General features: G+C 68.7%; 19 protein-coding genes and 2 pseudogenes. 15 read left to right on the top strand and 6 right to left on the bottom strand.

Features of this window, described 5'->3' with window-relative positions:
- Positions 1-47: 47 nt before the first annotated feature.
- A complete protein-coding gene (locus tag AC54T1_RS01140; protein WP_496910722.1) occupies positions 48-2156 on the top strand; it encodes an acyl-CoA dehydrogenase family protein in 2109 nt (702 codons plus the stop codon).
- A 36-nt stretch (positions 2157-2192) separates the two neighbouring features.
- Here AC54T1_RS01140 and AC54T1_RS01135 read toward each other — a convergent pair whose 3' ends face one another.
- A complete protein-coding gene (locus tag AC54T1_RS01135; protein WP_496910721.1) occupies positions 2193-2882 on the bottom strand; it encodes a DUF2599 domain-containing protein in 690 nt (229 codons plus the stop codon).
- A gap of 259 nt (positions 2883-3141) precedes the next feature.
- On the opposite strand from AC54T1_RS01135, the gene AC54T1_RS01130 reads away from it, so the two are divergent.
- The gene (locus tag AC54T1_RS01130) at positions 3142-3798 is read left to right on the top strand and encodes a 4'-phosphopantetheinyl transferase family protein (protein WP_484343496.1); all 657 of its coding nucleotides are present in this window, start codon (positions 3142-3144) and stop codon (positions 3796-3798) included.
- Between the two features lie 6 nt (positions 3799-3804).
- Here the strand turns inward: AC54T1_RS01130 and AC54T1_RS01125 are convergent, their stop codons facing one another.
- Positions 3805-4803: a ketopantoate reductase family protein gene (locus tag AC54T1_RS01125; protein WP_496910720.1), complete on the bottom strand. Its 999-nt coding sequence runs from the start codon at positions 4801-4803 to the stop codon at positions 3805-3807.
- Between the two features lie 79 nt (positions 4804-4882).
- On the opposite strand from AC54T1_RS01125, the gene AC54T1_RS01120 reads away from it, so the two are divergent.
- The 3 genes from AC54T1_RS01120 (at position 4883) to AC54T1_RS01110 (ending at position 9190) form a co-directional block, all read left to right on the top strand.
- Positions 4883-5698 carry a hypothetical protein gene (locus tag AC54T1_RS01120; protein ID WP_496910719.1) on the top strand — a complete coding sequence of 272 codons (816 nt, stop codon included), beginning with the start codon at positions 4883-4885 and terminating at the stop codon, positions 5696-5698.
- A 93-nt stretch (positions 5699-5791) separates the two neighbouring features.
- Positions 5792-8116, top strand: a complete 2325-nt coding sequence (gene purL / locus AC54T1_RS01115) for a phosphoribosylformylglycinamidine synthase subunit PurL (protein WP_496910718.1) — start codon at positions 5792-5794, stop codon at positions 8114-8116.
- A gap of 159 nt (positions 8117-8275) precedes the next feature.
- A complete protein-coding gene (locus AC54T1_RS01110; RefSeq protein ID WP_496910717.1) occupies positions 8276-9190 on the top strand; it encodes a MerR family transcriptional regulator in 915 nt (304 codons plus the stop codon).
- A 31-nt stretch (positions 9191-9221) separates the two neighbouring features.
- Here the strand turns inward: AC54T1_RS01110 and AC54T1_RS01105 are convergent, their stop codons facing one another.
- Positions 9222-9434, bottom strand: coding sequence for a hypothetical protein (locus AC54T1_RS01105; RefSeq protein WP_496910716.1), 213 nt, complete (start codon positions 9432-9434; stop codon positions 9222-9224).
- 84 nt (positions 9435-9518) lie between these two features.
- On the opposite strand from AC54T1_RS01105, the gene AC54T1_RS01100 reads away from it, so the two are divergent.
- The 10 genes and pseudogenes from AC54T1_RS01100 (at position 9519) to AC54T1_RS01055 (ending at position 16310) form a co-directional block, all read left to right on the top strand.
- Entirely contained in the window at positions 9519-9896 is a 378-nt protein-coding gene (locus AC54T1_RS01100) for an endonuclease/exonuclease/phosphatase family protein (RefSeq protein WP_496910715.1), read from the top strand.
- An 18-nt stretch (positions 9897-9914) separates the two neighbouring features.
- Positions 9915-10073 (top strand): annotated as a pseudogene (locus tag AC54T1_RS01095) (hypothetical protein); the annotation flags it as partial.
- A gap of 529 nt (positions 10074-10602) precedes the next feature.
- Positions 10603-10881, top strand: a complete 279-nt coding sequence (locus tag AC54T1_RS01090; protein ID WP_496910714.1) for an uberolysin/carnocyclin family circular bacteriocin — start codon at positions 10603-10605, stop codon at positions 10879-10881.
- 74 nt (positions 10882-10955) lie between these two features.
- Entirely contained in the window at positions 10956-11543 is a 588-nt protein-coding gene (locus AC54T1_RS01085; protein ID WP_496910713.1) for a hypothetical protein, read from the top strand.
- Between the two features lie 11 nt (positions 11544-11554).
- On the top strand, positions 11555-12136 hold the full coding sequence (locus AC54T1_RS01080; RefSeq protein ID WP_496910712.1) for a hypothetical protein: 582 nt from the start codon (positions 11555-11557) through the stop codon (positions 12134-12136).
- Positions 12137-12139: 3 nt separating this feature from the next.
- Positions 12140-13072: an ATP-binding cassette domain-containing protein gene (locus AC54T1_RS01075; protein WP_496910711.1), complete on the top strand. Its 933-nt coding sequence runs from the start codon at positions 12140-12142 to the stop codon at positions 13070-13072.
- Between the two features lie 4 nt (positions 13073-13076).
- Entirely contained in the window at positions 13077-13874 is a 798-nt protein-coding gene (locus AC54T1_RS01070; protein WP_496910710.1) for an ABC transporter permease, read from the top strand.
- A gap of 63 nt (positions 13875-13937) precedes the next feature.
- A complete protein-coding gene (locus AC54T1_RS01065; RefSeq protein WP_496910709.1) occupies positions 13938-14120 on the top strand; it encodes a hypothetical protein in 183 nt (60 codons plus the stop codon).
- A 106-nt stretch (positions 14121-14226) separates the two neighbouring features.
- A complete protein-coding gene (locus tag AC54T1_RS01060) occupies positions 14227-15771 on the top strand; it encodes a hypothetical protein (RefSeq protein WP_496910708.1) in 1545 nt (514 codons plus the stop codon).
- Entirely contained in the window at positions 15768-16310 is a 543-nt protein-coding gene (locus AC54T1_RS01055; RefSeq protein WP_496911250.1) for an ATP-binding cassette domain-containing protein, read from the top strand. The genes AC54T1_RS01060 and AC54T1_RS01055 overlap by 4 nt, the downstream gene beginning before the upstream one ends.
- A 44-nt stretch (positions 16311-16354) precedes the next feature.
- Here AC54T1_RS01055 and AC54T1_RS01050 read toward each other — a convergent pair whose 3' ends face one another.
- The 3 genes and pseudogenes from AC54T1_RS01050 to AC54T1_RS01040 all read right to left on the bottom strand — a co-directional run bounded on the left by AC54T1_RS01050 (position 16355) and on the right by AC54T1_RS01040 (position 17977).
- Positions 16355-16645, bottom strand: a complete 291-nt coding sequence (locus AC54T1_RS01050) for a LysR family transcriptional regulator (RefSeq protein WP_496910707.1) — start codon at positions 16643-16645, stop codon at positions 16355-16357.
- Positions 16646-16755: 110 nt separating this feature from the next.
- Positions 16756-17000 (bottom strand): annotated as a pseudogene (locus AC54T1_RS01045) (integrase core domain-containing protein); the annotation flags it as partial.
- Between the two features lie 158 nt (positions 17001-17158).
- The gene (locus tag AC54T1_RS01040) at positions 17159-17977 is read right to left on the bottom strand and encodes an alpha/beta hydrolase (protein WP_496910706.1); all 819 of its coding nucleotides are present in this window, start codon (positions 17975-17977) and stop codon (positions 17159-17161) included.
- Positions 17978-18110: the final 133 nt, after the last annotated feature.

Here is an 18110-nt window from a genome sequence, read left to right as displayed (position 1 = left end):
GCACCGACCCGCACGCCAGCAGATCCTGCGCCGATGGAGGAACCGCCATGACCACCCTCTCCGACCGTCCCGCGTCCGGGCGGTCCACCGCCGACACGAGGATCCCGCCCGCCGACCCGGGCATCGACGTCGCCTCCCTCGGCCAGGACCTCCTGGGGCGCTGGGCGGAGCTGCGCGCCGCGGCGCGCGTGATCGCCGGCGACCCCCGCTTCCACAAGCAGGAAGGCCTGTCGGTCGGCGAGCACCGCGCCCGCGTCCTCGACCAGCTCCGGCTCCTCGTGCAGCAGGAAGGTGTCCTGCGGGCGTTCCCCGAGCGTCTCGGCGGCAAGGACGATGCCGGCGGAAACCTCGCCGGTTTCGAGGAGCTCCTCGCGGCCGACCCGTCGCTGCAGATCAAGGCGGGGGTCCAGTTCGGGCTCTTCGGTGCCGCGATCCTCCACCTCGGCACGCCCGAGCAGCACGACCGGCTCCTGCCCGGCGCCATGAGCGTCGACGTGCCCGGCGCGTTCGCGATGACCGAGACGGGCCACGGGTCCGACGTCGCGAGCATCGGGACGACCGCCACGTACGACCCCGCGACGCAGGAGTTCGTCATCCACACCCCGTTCCGTGCGGCGTGGAAGGACTACCTCGGCAACGCCGGCGAGCACGGCACCGCAGCCGTCGTCTTCGCGCAGCTCGTCACGGCGCCGCCCGGAGGCAGGCCCGTCAACCACGGCGTGCACGCCTTCTACGTCCCCATCCGCGAGACGCTGCCCGACGGCACGGCCGGTGCGTTCCTGCCCGGCATCGGTGGCGAGGACGACGGCCTCAAGGGCGGGCTCAACGGCATCGACAACGGCCGACTGCACTTCGACCATGTCCGCGTCCCGCTCCAGGACCTCCTCGCGCGCTACGGCCAGGTCGCACCTGACGGCACCTACACGTCGTCGATCGACAGCCCCGGACGCCGGTTCTTCACGATGCTCGGCTCGCTCGTCCAGGGTCGCGTGTCCCTCGACGGCGCTGCGGGCGCCGCGAGCAAGATCGCCCTGGCGATCGCCGTGCGCTACGGCAACGAGCGCCGCCAGTTCACCGCCGCGTCCGACACGGACGAGGAGGTGCTCCTCGACTACGGCGAGCACCAGCGCCGCCTGCTCCCGCTCATCGCCGAGACCTACGCGGGGCACTTCGCGCACGACCGGTTGCTCGACCTCTTCCACGCCGTGTTCTCCGGGGAGATGGACACCGCGGAGGCACGCGAGGACCTCGAGACGATGGCTGCGACCCTCAAGCCGACCTCGACGTGGCGGGCGCTCGACGTGCTGCAGACCGCCCGCGAGGCGTGCGGCGGCGCGGGGTTCCTCACCGAGAACCGGCTCGTCTCGCTGCGCGCGGACCTCGACGTCTACGTGACGTTCGAGGGCGACAACACCGTCCTGCTGCAGCTCGTGGGCAAGCGGCTCCTCACGGACTTCTCGAAGGACCTCAAGGGGATCGACGGCATCGGTATGGCGCGGTTCGTCGTCGAGCGCGCAGCGGACACGGTGCTCTACAAGACACCCCTGAGCCGGATCGCCCAGGGGATCGTCGACTCCGGCTCGGTCCGCCGGTCCGCCGGTCACCTGCGCGAGGAGGCGACGCAGCGAGAGCTCCTCACGGACCGCGTCGAGGCCATGGTCGCGGAGCTCGGCACCGCGCTGCGCCCGGCAAGCAAGTTGTCCCGTGTCGCCGCCGCGCAGCTGTTCAACACCCACCAGCACCAGCTCATCGAGGCCGCACGCGCCCACGCCGACCTCGTCCAGTGGGAGGCGTTCACGCAGGGGCTGAGCTCGATCTCGGACGAGGGCACGCGTCAGGTCCTCACGTGGGTGCGCGACCTCTACGGCCTCACGGTCATCGAGAAGAACCTCGCCTGGTACCTCATCAACGGCCGGCTCTCCGGGCAGCGGGCGCGCACCGTGACGTCGTACATCGACCGCCTCATCGCGCGGCTGCGCCCGCACGCCCAGGATCTCGTCGACGCCTGGGGCTACGGCCCCGAGCACCTGCGCGCCGCCATCGCGTCGGGCGCGGAGAAGATCCGGCAGGACGAGGCCCGCGAGTACTACCGCCTGCGGCGCGCCAGCGGCGACGAGCCCATCTCGGAGAAGGCGCTCAAGGCGCGCCAGCGCTGATCCACGCGGCGGGGCCCCGGCCGGGGCTCCGCCGCGTCACACCGGGTTGCAGCGAGCCGCGACGTACGAGAGGAACGAGACGTCCGGCCGCCAGGGCTCGAGGTTCCACGTCGCCTTGTCCGGTGCCCCGATCTGGTGGCACCGGAACTGGTGCTCCATGACGGTGCTGTCCACCGAGGCGTCCGCCTCGACGAGGTCCGCCCAGCCGTACGTCTGCCCAGCCATGCCGGATACCCGACCCCACTGGGACGGTGTGACGGCCAGTGACGTCCCGCCCTCGTTGTCACCCCACGCCGTCCCGGCGACCACCGAGGCCCCGACATGGACGGTGACCGTCACGGGGAACGCGGCGTCGCCGGGCAGTACGAGGTCGAGCGCGAGCGCGCCCCCGTCCGTTGCGCCGGGTGTCTCCCACGACACCCGGACCGGGAGGCCGGAGGCATCGGTGACGACCGGCGCCGCGAACCCCGCGACGAGGGGTCCCTGCGGGCTGACGAGCGCGGCGGTCTGGTCGAGCTGGACCTCGGGGGTCGTGCCGTCGGGGACGGTGACGACGTAGCGGACCCGGGGCGGGTCCTCCGGCGTGCCCGCGGTGTCCGCGCCCGGTGGGACGCCGACGATCGTCGTGAGGACGGCGCCCGTGTCGGCGTCGGGCGCGACGGCCGTCGAGGCGTCGCCCGAGAACACCGGGACCGGCCCTGAGGCATCGACCGGGACGAGCGTCACGCCGGGGCCTGTGGATGGAGGCTCGGACGGGTTGTCCGTTGGCGACGTGAATGTCGGAGATGCCGTGCTCGTGGGAGACTCCGGGGGTGAAATACCGGGTGAACATGCACACAGCCCCAACGAGGCGATGATCCAGACGATCGAACAATAGAGCCGAGATCGCGCGGATTCTCCCCGGACAGATGGGAAGAACTGCTGGCCGCGGGCTCTCATCGTCGTTCTCCACCTGTTGCACGGTTCAGAAAAGGACAGTATGAGCGTGCTCACCGATGCCGACGTGAGTGTCTCGTGGGGCGTCGCCCTCGCGGGCGCGGAGCTCTATGCCGCAGCCCGCCTGCTCGACGACCGCGAGCGCCACCGCGCGTCCGCCATCCATAACGACCTTACCCAGCGCCGGTTCATCTCGGCCCACGCGATGCGACGGATCATGGTCGCCCAGCGCCTGGGCTGGGATCCTCGCGAGCTCGTCTTCGAGAGCCTCGGCCAGTACGGCAAGCCCGAGCTCGTGTACCCGCCGTTGCGGATGTTCTCCAACATCGCGACCGCCGGGGACCGCGTCGTGTGCGCCGTCACCGACTCCGGGCCGGTGGGCGTGGACGTGGAGTCCCACGACGTCATCGACGAGGCTGACGCGTCCGGTGGCATCGACGACGTGCTCCTCACTCCGGCGGAACGTGAGGTGCTCCTCGAGTTCCCGCACCGCAGCGCGGCGCTCACGCGCTGGTGGGTCCGCAAGGAGGCGGTGCTCAAGGCTACCGGCGACGGCATGACCCTCCCGCCGCCGGACCTCGAGATGAGTGCGCCCGACGAGGCGCCTCAGCTCCTGCGCTGGCAGGGCCGCCCGGTCCCCGCGACGTGGATGTCCGACATCGACGTCGGCCCCGGGTACGAGGCCGCGGTCGTCGTCCTCGTCTGAGACGGGTCAGCGCGCGGCGAGGACGAGCTGTCGCATCGTCGCGACGTCGTACGGTGCCGCCCCACGTCGTTCACGCAGGGCTCCGCGGGCAGCGAGCTGCACCGCGTCGTTGACCGGGGTCGCCACGCCGTGCAGCCGCCCGAGGAGCGAGATCTCACCGTTGAGGTAGTCGACCTCGATACCTGTGGCTCCTCGGGCAAGACTCTGCCAGGTGGAGCTGCCGCCCCGTTCGCCGTCGCCGACGGGGAGCACCTGGACCGAGTCTCCTCGACGAGCCGCCTCCTGCTCTGGTGTGGAGAAGTCGATGCCAGCGGCGGTGAGCGCTGCTTCCCCCTCGCGGCGCAGCTCCTCCGAGAGGTCTCGGGCGTCCGCGTCGCCGCCGACGAGAGCCTCGAGCCCGTTGCGGAGGTTGCTCAGGAGCTTGCCGTACTTCCACCGCATCACCTGGGCGTCCTCGATGGCGGCGAAGTGGCTCTTCCCGAGGTCGAGCGCCATCTGTGCCGTCACCTCGTCGAGCTGACCGGGCATCCGGCCGATCGTCAGCATCCCCGAGCGGGGAGAACCCTCGGCCTGGACGACCCCGGGGGTGAGGTAGGACGCGGGGAGCCACAGGCACACCGGGTAGACGCGACGGAACACCCGCAACGCGGCGATCTCGTTCGCGACCCCGTTCTGCGCGGTGACGAGAGGGAGCCGGTGCGCGGCGGGCGTGCCCTGCGCACCGACGGGTGCGTCCGCCCAGTCCGCCAGGACGCGGGCGGTGTCCTGCGACTTCACGGCTGAGACGAGCACGTCGCCGTCGTCGAGCCGGAGCTCGTCAGGGCCGGAGACGACAGGTACGGGGAGTGTGGTGGAGCCCTGCGGGGTCTCGAGGACGAGACCGTTCGACGCGATGGCGTCGAGGTGCTTCCCACGTGCGACGAGCACGACGTCATGACCGGACTCGAAGAGTCGGGCACCGATGGTCCCGCCCACGGCGCCAGCGCCGACGATGATGTATCTCATCGCCCGATCCTAGGGGGGCGGTGTCGCGCACGGGCGGTGACCGTTGTGTCTGCGTGCGTGGCCCCCTAGGGTCGCGGGCATGACGAGCGCTGACCGTGCCGCGACGAGGGCGACGGCGCTCATCGGCATGCTCCTCGTCGGGGCGGTCGCAGGACTCCGGTCGTGGACGCCGGCGTCGACGTTCCTGGGTGCCGCGCCGGAGGCCGTCCCCGGCGCTGCGGTCCACCTGGCGCTGCTCGCGCTCGCGTGGGGTGTGCTGCGGGCGTCCGGGAGCAGCCTGCCGGGATCGCCCGGGGAGCTGGTGACGGTCCTCGCGGGCGCCGTGCGGTGGGTCCTCGTCGCAGGGACCGCCGCCTTCGGGGTCACGCTCGCCGCGACCGGCGTCGTCCACGCGGTCCGCGACCGTGACCCGCGCTACGCGTTCCACGACGAGCTCGCACCGTCCGCGAGCGAGGCGTGGCTCGCCACCCTCGCGGGCATCGGCCGGGGGCTGGTCCTCCTCGTGATCCTCACGGTCCTGGGTGTGGCTCTGCAGACCCTCGTCCGGCGGCTGCCCGTGACGGTCGCGATCGCGGGTGGGTGCGTCCTGTTCGAGGTGTACCTGGCGCAGCTGCCCGGGGCGGTCCGGCTGCTCGGCTTCTTCGTGGCGGCCGTCGCGCACGGGGGCCGGGGCGTGGTCACCGACGGGGAGAGCATGCTCGTCCAGGGGTGCATCCCGGATCCCGCGGGCACGGGGTGCGCGTCGCCGGTGCTCGTCGCGCACGCCAGCGCTGCGGAGGGCGCCCTCGTGCTCGTCGTGGTGACCGGGCTCGTCATGGCGCTCGCGGTCGGGCGCGTCCTCCTGCTCCGCGGAGCGCCTCCGGTGCCCGCCGAGGGCGGCGCCCGGCGCGGGTGAGACGGCGTCCGCCCGCGGGCGCCCCACGGCTAAACTGACCGCGTCTCGGCCAGCCGTGCTCCGTCGTCGGGCACACCATCGATGAGGGAACTGATGACCGCCCCCAGCAAGCCCACCCTGGACACCGTCGAGCACGCAGCAGCCACACCGGACGAGGAGCAGCCGTACGCGGCCCTCGGGCTCAAGCCCGAGGAGTACCAGCGGATCCGCGACATCCTCGGGCGGCGCCCCACCGCGGCCGAGCTCGCGATGTACTCGGTCATGTGGTCCGAGCACTGCTCGTACAAGTCGTCCAAGGTGCACCTGAGCACGTTCGGCGCCAAGACGACGGACGAGATGAAGAAGCACCTCCTCGTCGGCATCGGGGAGAACGCGGGCGTCGTCGACATCGGTGACGGCTGGGCCGTGACGTTCAAGGTCGAGTCCCACAACCACCCGTCCTTCGTCGAGCCGTACCAGGGCGCCGCGACCGGTGTCGGCGGCATCGTCCGCGACATCATCTCCATGGGCGCGCGCCCGGTGGCCGTCATGGACCAGCTGCGCTTCGGCGCCGTCGACCACCCGGACACCGCGCGCGTCGTGCACGGCGTCGTCGCGGGCGTCGGCGGCTACGGCAACTCCCTCGGGCTGCCGAACATCGGTGGGGAGCTCGTCTTCGACTCCTCCTACCAGGGCAACCCGCTCGTCAACGCCCTGTGCCTCGGCGTGCTGCGCCACGAGGACATCCACCTCGCCAACGCGTCCGGCACGGGCAACAAGGTCATCCTCTTCGGCGCGCGCACCGGGGGCGACGGCATCGGTGGCGCCTCGATCCTCGCGTCGGAGACGTTCGAGGACGGCGTCCCCGCGAAGCGCCCCAGCGTCCAGGTGGGCGACCCGTTCATGGAGAAGGTGCTCATCGAGTGCTGCCTCGAGCTCTACGCGGCGAAGGTCGTCGAGGGCATCCAGGACCTCGGCGCCGCGGGCATCTCCTGCGCCACATCGGAGCTCGCGTCCAACGGTGACGGCGGCATGCACGTGTGGCTCGACGACGTGCTGCTGCGCGATCCGTCGCTCAACGCCGGCGAGATCCTCATGTCCGAGTCGCAGGAACGCATGATGGCTGTCGTCACGCCCGAGAAGCTCGACGCGTTCCTCGCGATCACCGGCAAGTGGGACGTCGAGACCGCCATCATCGGTGAGGTCAACGGCTCGGGCCGCCTGACGATCGACCACCACGGCGAGCGGATCGTCGACGTCGACCCCAAGACCGTCGCCCACGAGGGACCGGTCTACCACCGCCCCTACGCGCGCCCGGCCTGGCAGGACGGCCTCAACGTCGACACCGTCGTCGCCGCCGGCCTCGCCCGGCCGGAGACCGCGGAGGAGCTCCGCGCCACGGCGCTGCGTCTGCTGTCCTCGCCGAACCTCGCCTCCAAGGCGTGGGTCACCGACCAGTACGACCGCTTCGTCCAGGGCAACACGGCGCTCGCCCAGCCCGACGACGGCGGCGTCATCCGCGTCGACGAGTCGACGGGTCTCGGCGTCGCGCTCGCCACGGACGCCAACGGGCGCTACTCCAAGCTCGACCCCCGCACCGGCGCGCAGCTCGCGCTCGCCGAGGCGTACCGCAACGTCGCCGCGACCGGCGCCCGCCCGCTGGCCATCACGGACTGCCTGAACTTCGGGTCCCCCGAGGACCCCGACTCCATGTGGCAGCTCGTCGAGGCCATCGAGGGCCTTGCCGACGGGTGCCAGACGCTCGGCGTCCCCGTCACCGGCGGCAACGTGTCCCTCTACAACGGCACCGGCGAGCCCGGGCAGATCGACTCCTCGATCCACCCGACGCCGGTCGTCGGTGTGCTCGGTGTGCTCGACGACGTGTCCCGGGCCACCGGGTCCGGCTGGCGCACCGCGGGCGAGGCGATCTTCCTCCTCGGCACCACGCGCGCGGAGCTCGACGGGTCCGCCTGGGCCGACGTCGTGCACCACCACCTCGGTGGCCTCCCGCCGCGGCTCGACCTCGCCGCCGAGCGGGCGCTCGCGGAGGTGCTCATCAACGCGACGCGCGACGAGCTCGTCGACGCCGCGCACGACCTCTCCGAGGGCGGGCTCATCCAGGGACTCATCGAGGCGAGCCTGCGGTTCGGCGTCGGGGCACGCGTCTCCATCGACGGTGTCGTCTCGCGCGACGGCGTGACCCCGTTCGAGGCGCTGTTCTCCGAGTCCGCAGCCCGGGCGCTCGTCGCCGTGCCGCGCGGCGAGGAGGTCCGTTTCGTCGACGCGTGCGTCGCCCGCGGCGTGCCGTACCTGAAGATCGGCGAGGCAGGCCACGACGTCGACGGTGTCGAGGCGCTCGAGATCGAGGGCCTGTTCACGCTGCCGCTCGACGAGGCCCGCGAGGCGCACACCCGGACGCTGCCGGCCATCTTCGGCTGATCTCGCCGACGATCCGCCTGATCGAGCGCCACACACGGGGCGCCACCGGAGACCGGTGGCGCCCCGCGTCGTCTCAGCTGCGGAACTCGTGGAGTTGCACCTTCCGTAGCGTCATGTGGTCCGGTGGACCCACGTCCCGCCCCCGAGGAAGGCCCGCTCATGAGTTCGTCCGTCATCCCGCCACGCCAGGTCATGATCGGTGACGCAGCATCGTTCGTCGGGACCACGCCACGGGCGATCCGCCACTACCACGCGATCGGCCTGCTCCCTGAGCCCGAGCGGGGCAGCGACGGCCGTCGCCGCTACGGCTACGAGGAGATGATCCGGCTGTTGTGGATCCGCAGGATGGCGGACGCCGGAATCGCCCTCGGCGAGATCCGTGACGCCTTCGCTGACGCGGCTCCTGCTGACGCGGCTCCTGCGGGCGCCAGCGACGTCGCACGTGCCTTGGAACGGTTGGAGCGCAGCCTCGCGGCTCAGGATGCGGAGCTGCGGCGGCAGCGGGCCGCCGTGCAGCGCATGCGCGCCCGGGGCAGTCGGGTGGGCCTGCTCTCCGACGCCGTGGCCCGCCGCCTCGAGACCGTGCCTGAGGGTGCCCTGCGCCATCCCGACCTCGACAACCTGCTCGTCATCGAGCGGACGCTCGGCCCGCTCGTCGCGGCCGTCAACACCACCCGGTACGTCGCCCTGGCGGCACACCCGGAGCTGCGGGAGGAGTCCGACCGCGTCGACGCTGCCGAGGAGGCGCTCGACGACACGGTGGCGGTCGACGACCCGCGCGTGGCGCAGGTCGCCGCCGCCCGGGCCGCCTTCGAGCGGGCGCTGGACGCCGTCATCGAGGAGTCCGGCCTGGCGCAGGCCGACGAGGCGCTCATCGACTCCTGGGACGACGATGAGCACCCCGCGACCGCGTACGAGGGCGAGGACGAGGTCCGCCGAGGTCCGGGCGCGGGGCGGGGGGCCGCGAGCGTCTTCGACGCCATCGGAAAGATGCCCTACGACTTCTCCTCGGCCCGCCTGCGGTGCATGGAGCTGGCCGTGGAGCTCGTCGCTCGCGAGTCACCCGCGCCGTGAGCACCGCGGCCCGGCCCGCCACCGTCCGAGGCTAGAACCCGACGCGACGGATCCAGCTGGCGAACACGTCGAACCACGCGTCCGTGGCGTCGCCCTGGATGCGCGCACCGAAGCCGTGCCCACCGTCGACGTACCCGTGGGCCTCGACCTTCGCGCCGGCCTTCTGCCACGCCGTGTACAGGCGCAGGCACGACGGGACGATCGACTCGTTGAGCTGGTCGTTCGTCGCCCAGGCGAGGAACATCGGCGGCTCCACCGGAGGAACCGTCCCTCCTCGGCGTGGCGCTCTCCGGAGTGTCGTCCGCGCCGTGCTGACCGTCTTGGTCAGGTGCTCTCCGTCAACGCCCTCTACGGTCAGGCGGACGCCGAGCAGGTCGTCGACCTCGTGCGCGAGCACGACGTCGGGGTCCTGTCGATCGTCGAGCTCACCGAGCCGATGGTCCGGCGCCTGAGCGCGGCCGGTCTCGACGACGTCCTGCCGTACCGGGTCGGGGACCCGCCGGCGGGCAGCGCTGACGGGAGCGGACTGTGGAACGCGACCGAGCTGACGGACCTCGGCCGCGCGGTGGAGTGCTCGTTCGATATGCCGACGGCACTCCTCACGCTCGACGGCGTGGAGGTGCGCATCACCGCGGTCCACCCCGTGCCGCCGGTCGGCGGCCGCGCGGGGCCGTGGGCCGACGAGCTGAACCGGCTCGCGGAGTAGGCGCACGCCGCCCCGCGCCCGCAGATCCTCCTCGGCGACTTCAACGCGACGCACGACCACGCGTCGTTCCGGTCACCGGAGCACCGGCCGGCGCTGGCCGAGGCGTACCGCAACGTCGCCACGCCCGGTGCGCACCCGCGCGCCATCACTGCCTGCCTAAACTTCGGCTCCCCAAGGACCTCGACTCTATGCCTCATCGAGGCGTGCCTGCGCTTGGTGGCGTCGGCGCGCGCGTGTCCATCTACGAGCGGGACGGTTTCGCCGCTCCCACGCTCCGCACTGTCCCCTGTCACTGCAGCGGCCGAAAGTGAGGGGTACTGGCCCACGAGATCACTCGCGAGCCGTCAACCCGGGACTTCAGTCCATCGAGTTCGCGTGGACCCGAATGAAAGAGATAGCTGACTCCGGGTGTTTCCCACTGCCGCATCGGGCCCCGATCGTATCGGCGCATCTCAGTCCTCCCGCTGCGATTCTGATGAACCCTCAGGCCCTTCTGTCAAGGCCTCGTGCGGGAATGTCATGAAGCTCCACAGATTGTGCTGGATGGTTGCCAGGTCGCTGTGCGCCGCTAAGGTCTAAATACCACCGAGAAGCTCTGGCGAGAGTTGGATTGCTGAACAGGCGAGCCTGGTTGCATCAACTTGACCGGTCTTGATCGGGGCCGAAGCGCCTCATTCGGGGTGCTCATACGAGTAAGGAAAACGCTATGCAATCTGCAGTGTCTAAGCGCAACCTCGGTGAATACGGTGTTGCTGTCGTGGTCGCCGTGATCGGACTTGCGACCTTGTCCTTTGCAGGACTGTGGGTCGCCGGCTCTCTCGGCATTTCGACTGCCGCAGCTTCCCAGATTGTGGCGGCCATCGCGGCCGGCGGCTGGGCGCTGCGCGCCGTGATCATCGTCTTCGGTGCCGGAATCATCGGTGCCATTGCCGCAACGGTGACCTGGTACATCACCACCAAGGGCAAGACCGCGGCTATCGCCTGACGTCTTCGTCTAGGGCGGCCTGTGCCCAGTGCGCAGGCCGCCCATCGGTGGGAAGGGAAAGGGGAGGGGATTCTATGGCCCGCGTTCGCGAGCCCGCGGTCGCTCTGGCGGTCGCGCCGCCGTCGTCACGGCTACGAGGTCCAGCGCTGACTGCCTTCGGCATCGCCTTGGTGATCGCTGCAGTCGGGGGGGCGATCGGCTTCCGCGAGATCGACCCCAACTGGGCGGTCGAGAGCCTTCAGGGGGGCGAGAGTACTCGAGGCGGGATCGGGTTCTTCACGATCCTCGGCACGAACACTGTCGCCGCGCTGCTTATGTACTCCGGCATCCTGACCTTCGGCATCTCCGCCCTAGGGGGGCTCGTCATGACCTCGTTGTTCGTCGGCGCCACCATGTCGGTCGGGGTCACAAATTCGGGCCTGGGCCGACTGCTTCTCGAAACTGGTGCGTACTTGCCCTTCGAATTTGGCGGCATCCTCCTGGCTGCGACTGCCGGCCTCTACCCGGTCGTCAAGTCCATGTGGGCTGGCTCGACGGTTCGCTCCAGCTTCGGGCGAGAGTATCTCGGTGCCGTTCCCGTCTCGCTGCGTCTGCTCGCGCTAGGACTCATTCTTATCTTGGTTGGTGCATTTATCGAGACCACCCTCATCACATCGCGGTGAAAGGCAACTCCATGACCGAAGCAATCCGCTTTCCAGTCGTCGCCGGAGAGCAGGCGGTCGACGACGATGCGCCAGAGGCGGAATCAGCAACAGGCCGCTTGACGGTGATGGCCATCTTTGCGGTGTGCTCGACGCTGATCCTTTTTCGCGCGCCGGCTGCTTACGATCTACTGAGCGCCAACCTGTCAGCAGAAATGTCTGAGCAAATTGATGACGTCCGGCTCGAAGGGTTGGCACTCAAAGCCGCGCTCGTGGTCGGAGTCGTGCTTACCGCGTTCGCCCTCGCGGTGTTCTTGCTCGTCGCGTCCAAGTTGGAGCGCCACTTGTTCTCCGCGGTGCGATCCGTCGGTCCGCTGAGGATCGGGCTGTTCTGCCTGACGATCGCGGTCTGCTTCATCGGCTTTCAGGTGTATGCGATCGCAATGCCTCCCACCGGCACGGAAAACCATGCAGCGGTGTGGGTGATCAAAGGTTTGTCCGGCTTGTTGGCTCCGTTGCTGTTCCTACCTGAGCTTCGTGAGCTTCCCTGGGTTCGTGCCCTTGTCGTGGTGTCCGTGTCCGTCTTGCTCGGGCTCTTGACCGGTATCGGCTGATCCGTGGCCCGCGTAGACGTGCTCAAGCTCGGAAAGACCCACGGAACGGTGCCTGCCGTCGCGGACCTCACCTTCTCCGCTCTGCCTGGCCGCGTGACGGGGCTGCTCGGTCCGAATGGCTCTGGAAAGTCCACGACGATGCGGCTCATGCTCGGTCTTGAGCGTGGAGACGGCACCACGCTCTTCGACGGGCTGCCGTATTCGTCTTTGTCTTCTCCTGGACGACGGGTCGGGGCGCTGCTGGACGCCAACGCGTGGCACCCCGGTCGTACCGCTCGCAGCCACCTGCTGATGGTGGCGGGAGGGCTCGGGGTCTCGGACAAGCGATGTGAGGAAACGCTCGGCCTGGTTGGGCTGGAGAATGCAGGCTCGCGTCGCATCGGAACCTTCTCCACCGGGATGCGGCAACGACTTGGCCTTGCGTGTGCGCTCCTTGGGCGCCCTGACACCCTGATTCTCGACGAGCCGGCCAACGGGCTGGACCCTCAAGGAATGGCGTGGCTCAAACGATTCCTGCGCGAGTACGCGGACCAGGGCAACACTCTGCTGCTGTCGTCCCATATCCTCTCGGAGCTCCAGGAGTTCGTCGACGACGTCGTCGTGATCGGCGGTGGGAGACTCCTCGCCCATGACTCGCTCGCAGGTTTTCTCGAAGCCCACGGAGGACGTCATGTCCTCGTTCGAGCGGACAACATGCGCCGTTTAGGCGATTTCCTGGGTGAACGCGCGGATATGCTTGTGTTTGACGGGGTACGGTTACGGGTTCATGGACTCTCGCTCGAGAGCGTGGGGGTGCTCGCGCGAGAGTGCGACGTCACGCTCTACGAGTTGTATGCGGAGTCAGCCAGCCTCGAACAGGCATACCTGTCCGTCTCGGCGGGGCATAGCCGTGCAGCAGTCGTCGGTGTTCCGCTTCTAGTCCCGCAAGGGAGGTGATGGCATGAAGAGAATGGTCCGCTACGAATGGCGGCGCCTTCGCTCCGTGCGAACGACCTGGCTGCTCCTCGGACTGGGAATCGTCGCGAGCGCGATCGGGTCAGCTGCCTACAGTGGCGTGGTGTGGATGCTTGTGGACGATGGCGCCACGGTCTCTGCACCTGAGCGACTCATGGTCACCGTCATGAAGCCTTCGCTGGCCCCCGTGTTCGGAGGGATTTTGGCAGTGATCTCTGTGGCAGGGGACCGGCGCCACGGGACGCTGAGCACCGCGCTCTTGATCCAACCGCACCGAATCCGGGTCATGGCTGCCAAGGGACTGGCGGTGGCCTGTCTCACACTGGTCCTCACAGTCGTGACCGTGGCGACCAACATAGGCATCTCGCTGTCTGTGCTCGGCAGTCCTGCCGGGGCTTCCTTGACTGCGCGCGAAGTGGTGCTCGGCACGTGCGGCATCTTCGCCGCGAGTATCGGGTGGTGCGTGGTGGGGCTGGCTTTCGGCACGCTCATCCGTCATCAGGTGGTCGCTCTGGCGGCGCTGCTCGTGCTTCCCTTCGGTGTCGAACGGGCGGTGGCAGGGATGGGTCTGGTAACTGATTCGTCGCAACTCAGCCTCATCGGCGACTACCTGCCATTTCGCGCCGCTGCGACAGTTCAAGCCGGCTTGTCGATCGAGGAGCCGCTCATCATGGCCGTCCACTCAGACGTCACCACAGCATTGGCAGTCTTCGCGGCCTTCGCGACGGGATTGTTGGTCCTGGCGCTTGTCGCATTCCGGCGGGAAGACGTCCGCACGGGGTGAAGAGATCAAGATTGAACACTCAAGAAGCAATCGCACCGGATCATCAAGAGAGAGACAGGCAGCATGAACATGATAAAGCCGATCCTCGGCGTCTTCGTCGCAGTCAGTTTCGTGATGATTGCTGCACTTATCTACGATGCCGTTGCTCGCGCCGGCGGCGCTGGGTCCTGGATACTCGCAGCTGTTTGGCTCGTGGGGCTGGTCTGCGTCGTCGGAGCTGTGCTCCGAAGCGTGGCAAACAGCTGATTCGTCCGACTGCGGATCGCGCTGTCATCTCGAAGGGAATGCGATGACTGCGTCAGTCCCAGCAGCTAAGGCCTGGACGCGGTACACGAAGTGTGCTCTGTTGTTCGTGGCCCTCGAGAAGTACGCGCCGTTCCGCCCACTCATAGGGTGGCGTGGGTTCATCGCAGTCCTGTTCTCATTGCGTTGCTTGCTGGTGGTTGCCGGAGTGCTGGCCGGTGCGGTGCTGGGGGTGGCTGTCCCTCGACTATTCGAGGACAACCCCCACTCGCTCGAGCTGGGAGTCTTCGTGGTCCTGGTCGCCGACGGCTACCTCATTGCTGCTGTCTGGGTGAAGCAAGCTACTGGGCAGCAACTCCAGCAGGTCGTGGATCCACCCAACGGGGCCCTGTTCAGAGCACTGGACATGCCGCCGCTGGCCGTCTTCGCCGCCTACTCCGCTGTGCCTACCCTGATCATCTACCTTGCCATCGTGACCTCGAACGTGGTCGCGCTCTGGCTGCTCGAGTCCACGCGCGGAGGCTTCGCGGCCCACTCGTGGGTGCTGCTGGTGCCTGTCCTGGGACTGCTCGTGACGCTGTGCACCACGGCCACATTGGCGGTTCGGTCACGCCCGTCGCGGCTGGTAGATCCCCGCGAGACTGTGCTTGTCCTGGGACTGGTCACCTGTGCGGGCGTAGGCATCGGTCGCGTCGTCGCAACGGTCAGCGTCGGCGGCCTCGAGGTGCTCGGTGGGTCATGGCTCGTCGATCCTCCCGGATGGGTGCTCACTGCAGGCTCGGCTCTCGTGCCCCTGGTGGGAGGGGTTCTGCTGTGGCGGTTGAGGGTGCTTTCTCACCACTCATTCTTTCTGGGCCAGCGATCTCCTGCGAAGAAGCACCACCCCAAGCGACTTTCCCGGTATGGGGTTGTCACGACGGCATACCATCGTGCTGCGCGTGAGTTCGGGACACACAGGTCCGCGGCGACTCTAGGCAAGAGTGCACGCACGATAGTCGCCGCGATGGTGTTCCTGCTCGGTCTCGTGGTTGGCGGGGCGCGACTTGATCCAACCGTCGTCCGTCAGTGGGTCTTCCCTGCGACCACGGGTTACCTCTTCATCACCTTGTTGATCATGGTGGGCCTGACATTCAGCATCGTGGGCCCCAGTTCCATGATCAACCGGTACCGTTTCGAGTGGGAGAACTCCGGGCTCACCGGCATTCACATCGCGGGGAACGCTTTGGTGTTCCACCTCGTCCTCGTGACACCACCAGCGATCATGGTGGCACTCGCCCAGACTGTCATGTCGGGGACGGTCTCTCTGAAGCCCTTGGCGATGGCGTGGGCCCTGGTTGGTGCCGCGACCATCGGCGAGACGCTCGTCCCTCCCCGGATCCGAGTTGATGGAACGTCAACCCCGGGTCCCCTCGCGCCCTTCGTCATCTTGTTGCTCACGGCTCCCGCGCTGGGTATGGGAAACGGCCCGTGGTGGAGCCTGGCCCAATGCGCTTATGCCACGATCCTTCTAGGAGTAGGTATCCAATGTCTGAGCCTTCGTATCCAACGCCTGCCCTTGAGTTCAGCGGTGTCACAGCCGGGTACCGGAGCGACCGCGGTCCTGTCCTCGAAGGCGTCAGCTTCGCATTCTCCCGCGGAGCCCTCACCCGTATAGGTGGCGACAATGGGACCGGAAAGACAACCCTGCTGGAGGTAGGGAGCGGCTATCTGCGGCCTTGGTCCGGCAGCGTGCTCGTGGACGGCCACGCCGCGCACACCAGCTCAGCTCGCGCGAAACGGCGGGTGTGTCGCACGCAACTGGCGCTCTATCCGAACATGACTGTTGCCGAGCACCTGGAATTCGCCTCACGCTGCATAGGGCGATCCGTTGAGGAGTCGCGCGTCCGGGCGGAGCGGTACGGGCTCTCGCCGTGGCTGCACCACGAGGCGAAGGAGCTGTCGACGGGAAACGCTCGGAAGCTGTGGCTCCTCATGTGCACGCTGGGCGACTTCGACCTCGTCTTGCTCGACGAACCGATGAACGGGCTCGACGCTGGTGCGTGCGAGGTCCTCTGGGACGAGATCGAGGGCTGGCGGACCACCAAGGCGGTGGTTCTCATTGCGCACCAGCTACCCAGCACGATTGCTCCGGACGTCACCCTGAACCTCGGTGGACGGGAACGCGAGCCTGTTGGTCGCTCGCAGGTTGCGTGAGCAAGTGCCTGGCCCGCGACGGTCCGGTGCTGGACGGCTACGACCTACCGCAGGTGCGGCTCCGCAAGCTGGGATTCACGGTTGCGCTCAGCCGATCCTGCGAGCGCCTTGGAAAGCGCGAGGATCGACTCCGCAAGCGGCAGGATCTCCGCGCCCTGTCGGGTCATTTTCAGCCGACCGTTCTCGCGAAAGAAGAGCTGAAGTCCGAGGCTGCTCTCGAGGGCCCGGAGCTGGCGACTGACTCCGGACGGGCTGTATTGGAGCGACTTGGCCGCGTCGTTCACGGTGCCATGGCACGCCACCGCTACGAATGCCTGAATTTCGGCGATTAACATAGATTGTCCCCACGGATATCGTTGCGATACTCCCAGACTGGGACAGGCGTGTCAACGGCTCGATGTGCACGGCATCGGTGTCTCCGCGATGGCGACCAGGTCCAGGCCATCGCAGCGGCGCCGGCCAGGCCGTAGTGGACCTCGGTCGGGGGGGCAGGCCGATCCGTGAGTGGTTTTGGTGATCGTTGTATCCGTCGACGACGTCGGCTATGAACGCCCGGGCGTCGCCCACCGAGGCGAAGCGCTCGGGGAACGCCGAGGCGAACGTGAGCGTCTTGAACCACGGATCGGAGTACGGGTTGTCGTCGGAGACCCGCGGCCTGGAATGAGAGTGGGTGACCTCCAGGTCGGTCAGCGACGACGAGTGAGCAGCCCGCCCTTCTCCCGGAGCCCGGGAGAAGGGCCTGAAGCGCACCGTCAGGACGGTGGCGACCAGCGTGGGGTGCCCGGTGTGGCTCGTCGCGGCGAACCGCGGCCGATAGCGTCAGCGGTCGCTGGACCAGATGGTCCGGGTCAGAACCCGACGCGGCGGATCCAGGAGGCGAACACGTCGAACCAGGCGTCCGTGGCGTCGCCCTGGATGCGCGCACCGAAGCCGTGCCCGCCGTCGACGTACCCGTGGGCCTCGACCTTTGCCCCGGCCTTCTGCCACGCCGTGTACAGGCGCAGGCAGGACGGGACGATCGACTCGTTGAGCTGGTCGTTCGTCGCCCAGGCGAGGAACATCGGCGGCGCGGGCTCGGGGACGACGACGTCGTCCCACCACGCGGGGTAGATCGGCGCGACGAACGCGGGCCGGTCCTCGGGCGCACTGTCGAACAGCGTCGTGAGGGTGACGAAGCCACCGGCGGAGAAGCCGACCATGCCGACCTTCTGCGGGTCGATGCCCCACTCCTCGGCGTTCTCCCGGACGGTGCGCAGCGCCGCGACCCCGTCCTCGAGGGCGGGCGCCCGGCGGGACTGGGAGATCTCACCCATGTGGGCGCGGTCCGCGAAGAGCTTCTCCATGTACGGGCCGACCTCGGAGGGCTCCACCGGGGTGGGCGCGAGCCGGTAGCGCAGGACGAACGCCGCGATGCCCTGCTCGTTGAGGCGCTGCGCCATGCGCTCACCCTCGTTCGTGATCGCGAGGAAGTGCAGCGCACCGCCCGGGACGACGATGACGGCCGTGCCGGTCGCCTTGTCGGGATCGGGCAGGTAGGGGGTGAGGGTCGGGACGGAGACGTTCCGCAGGAGACGCTCGCTGCCCGACGGCTCGTCGGTGTCGACCTGCGTGATGGTGGTGTCCTCGACGTCGTCGTGGCGCAGGACGATCGCTTCCAGGGTCTTCATGTTTCTCTCCTCGTCGTTGAGTCCCATGAGGATAGTTCGACGGATCGACAGAATGCGTCAGGATGCGGGCGGCGGCGTCCGCGGCGTGGCTCGAGGGATACCGTCGGCGGGACGCTCGGGACGGTCCGGGCGG

The organism is Sanguibacter sp. Z41_6, from assembly GCF_059621145.1.
The sequence above is the reverse complement of the archived record's forward strand: the minus strand, read 5'-3'. Positions and strand labels throughout refer to the sequence as shown.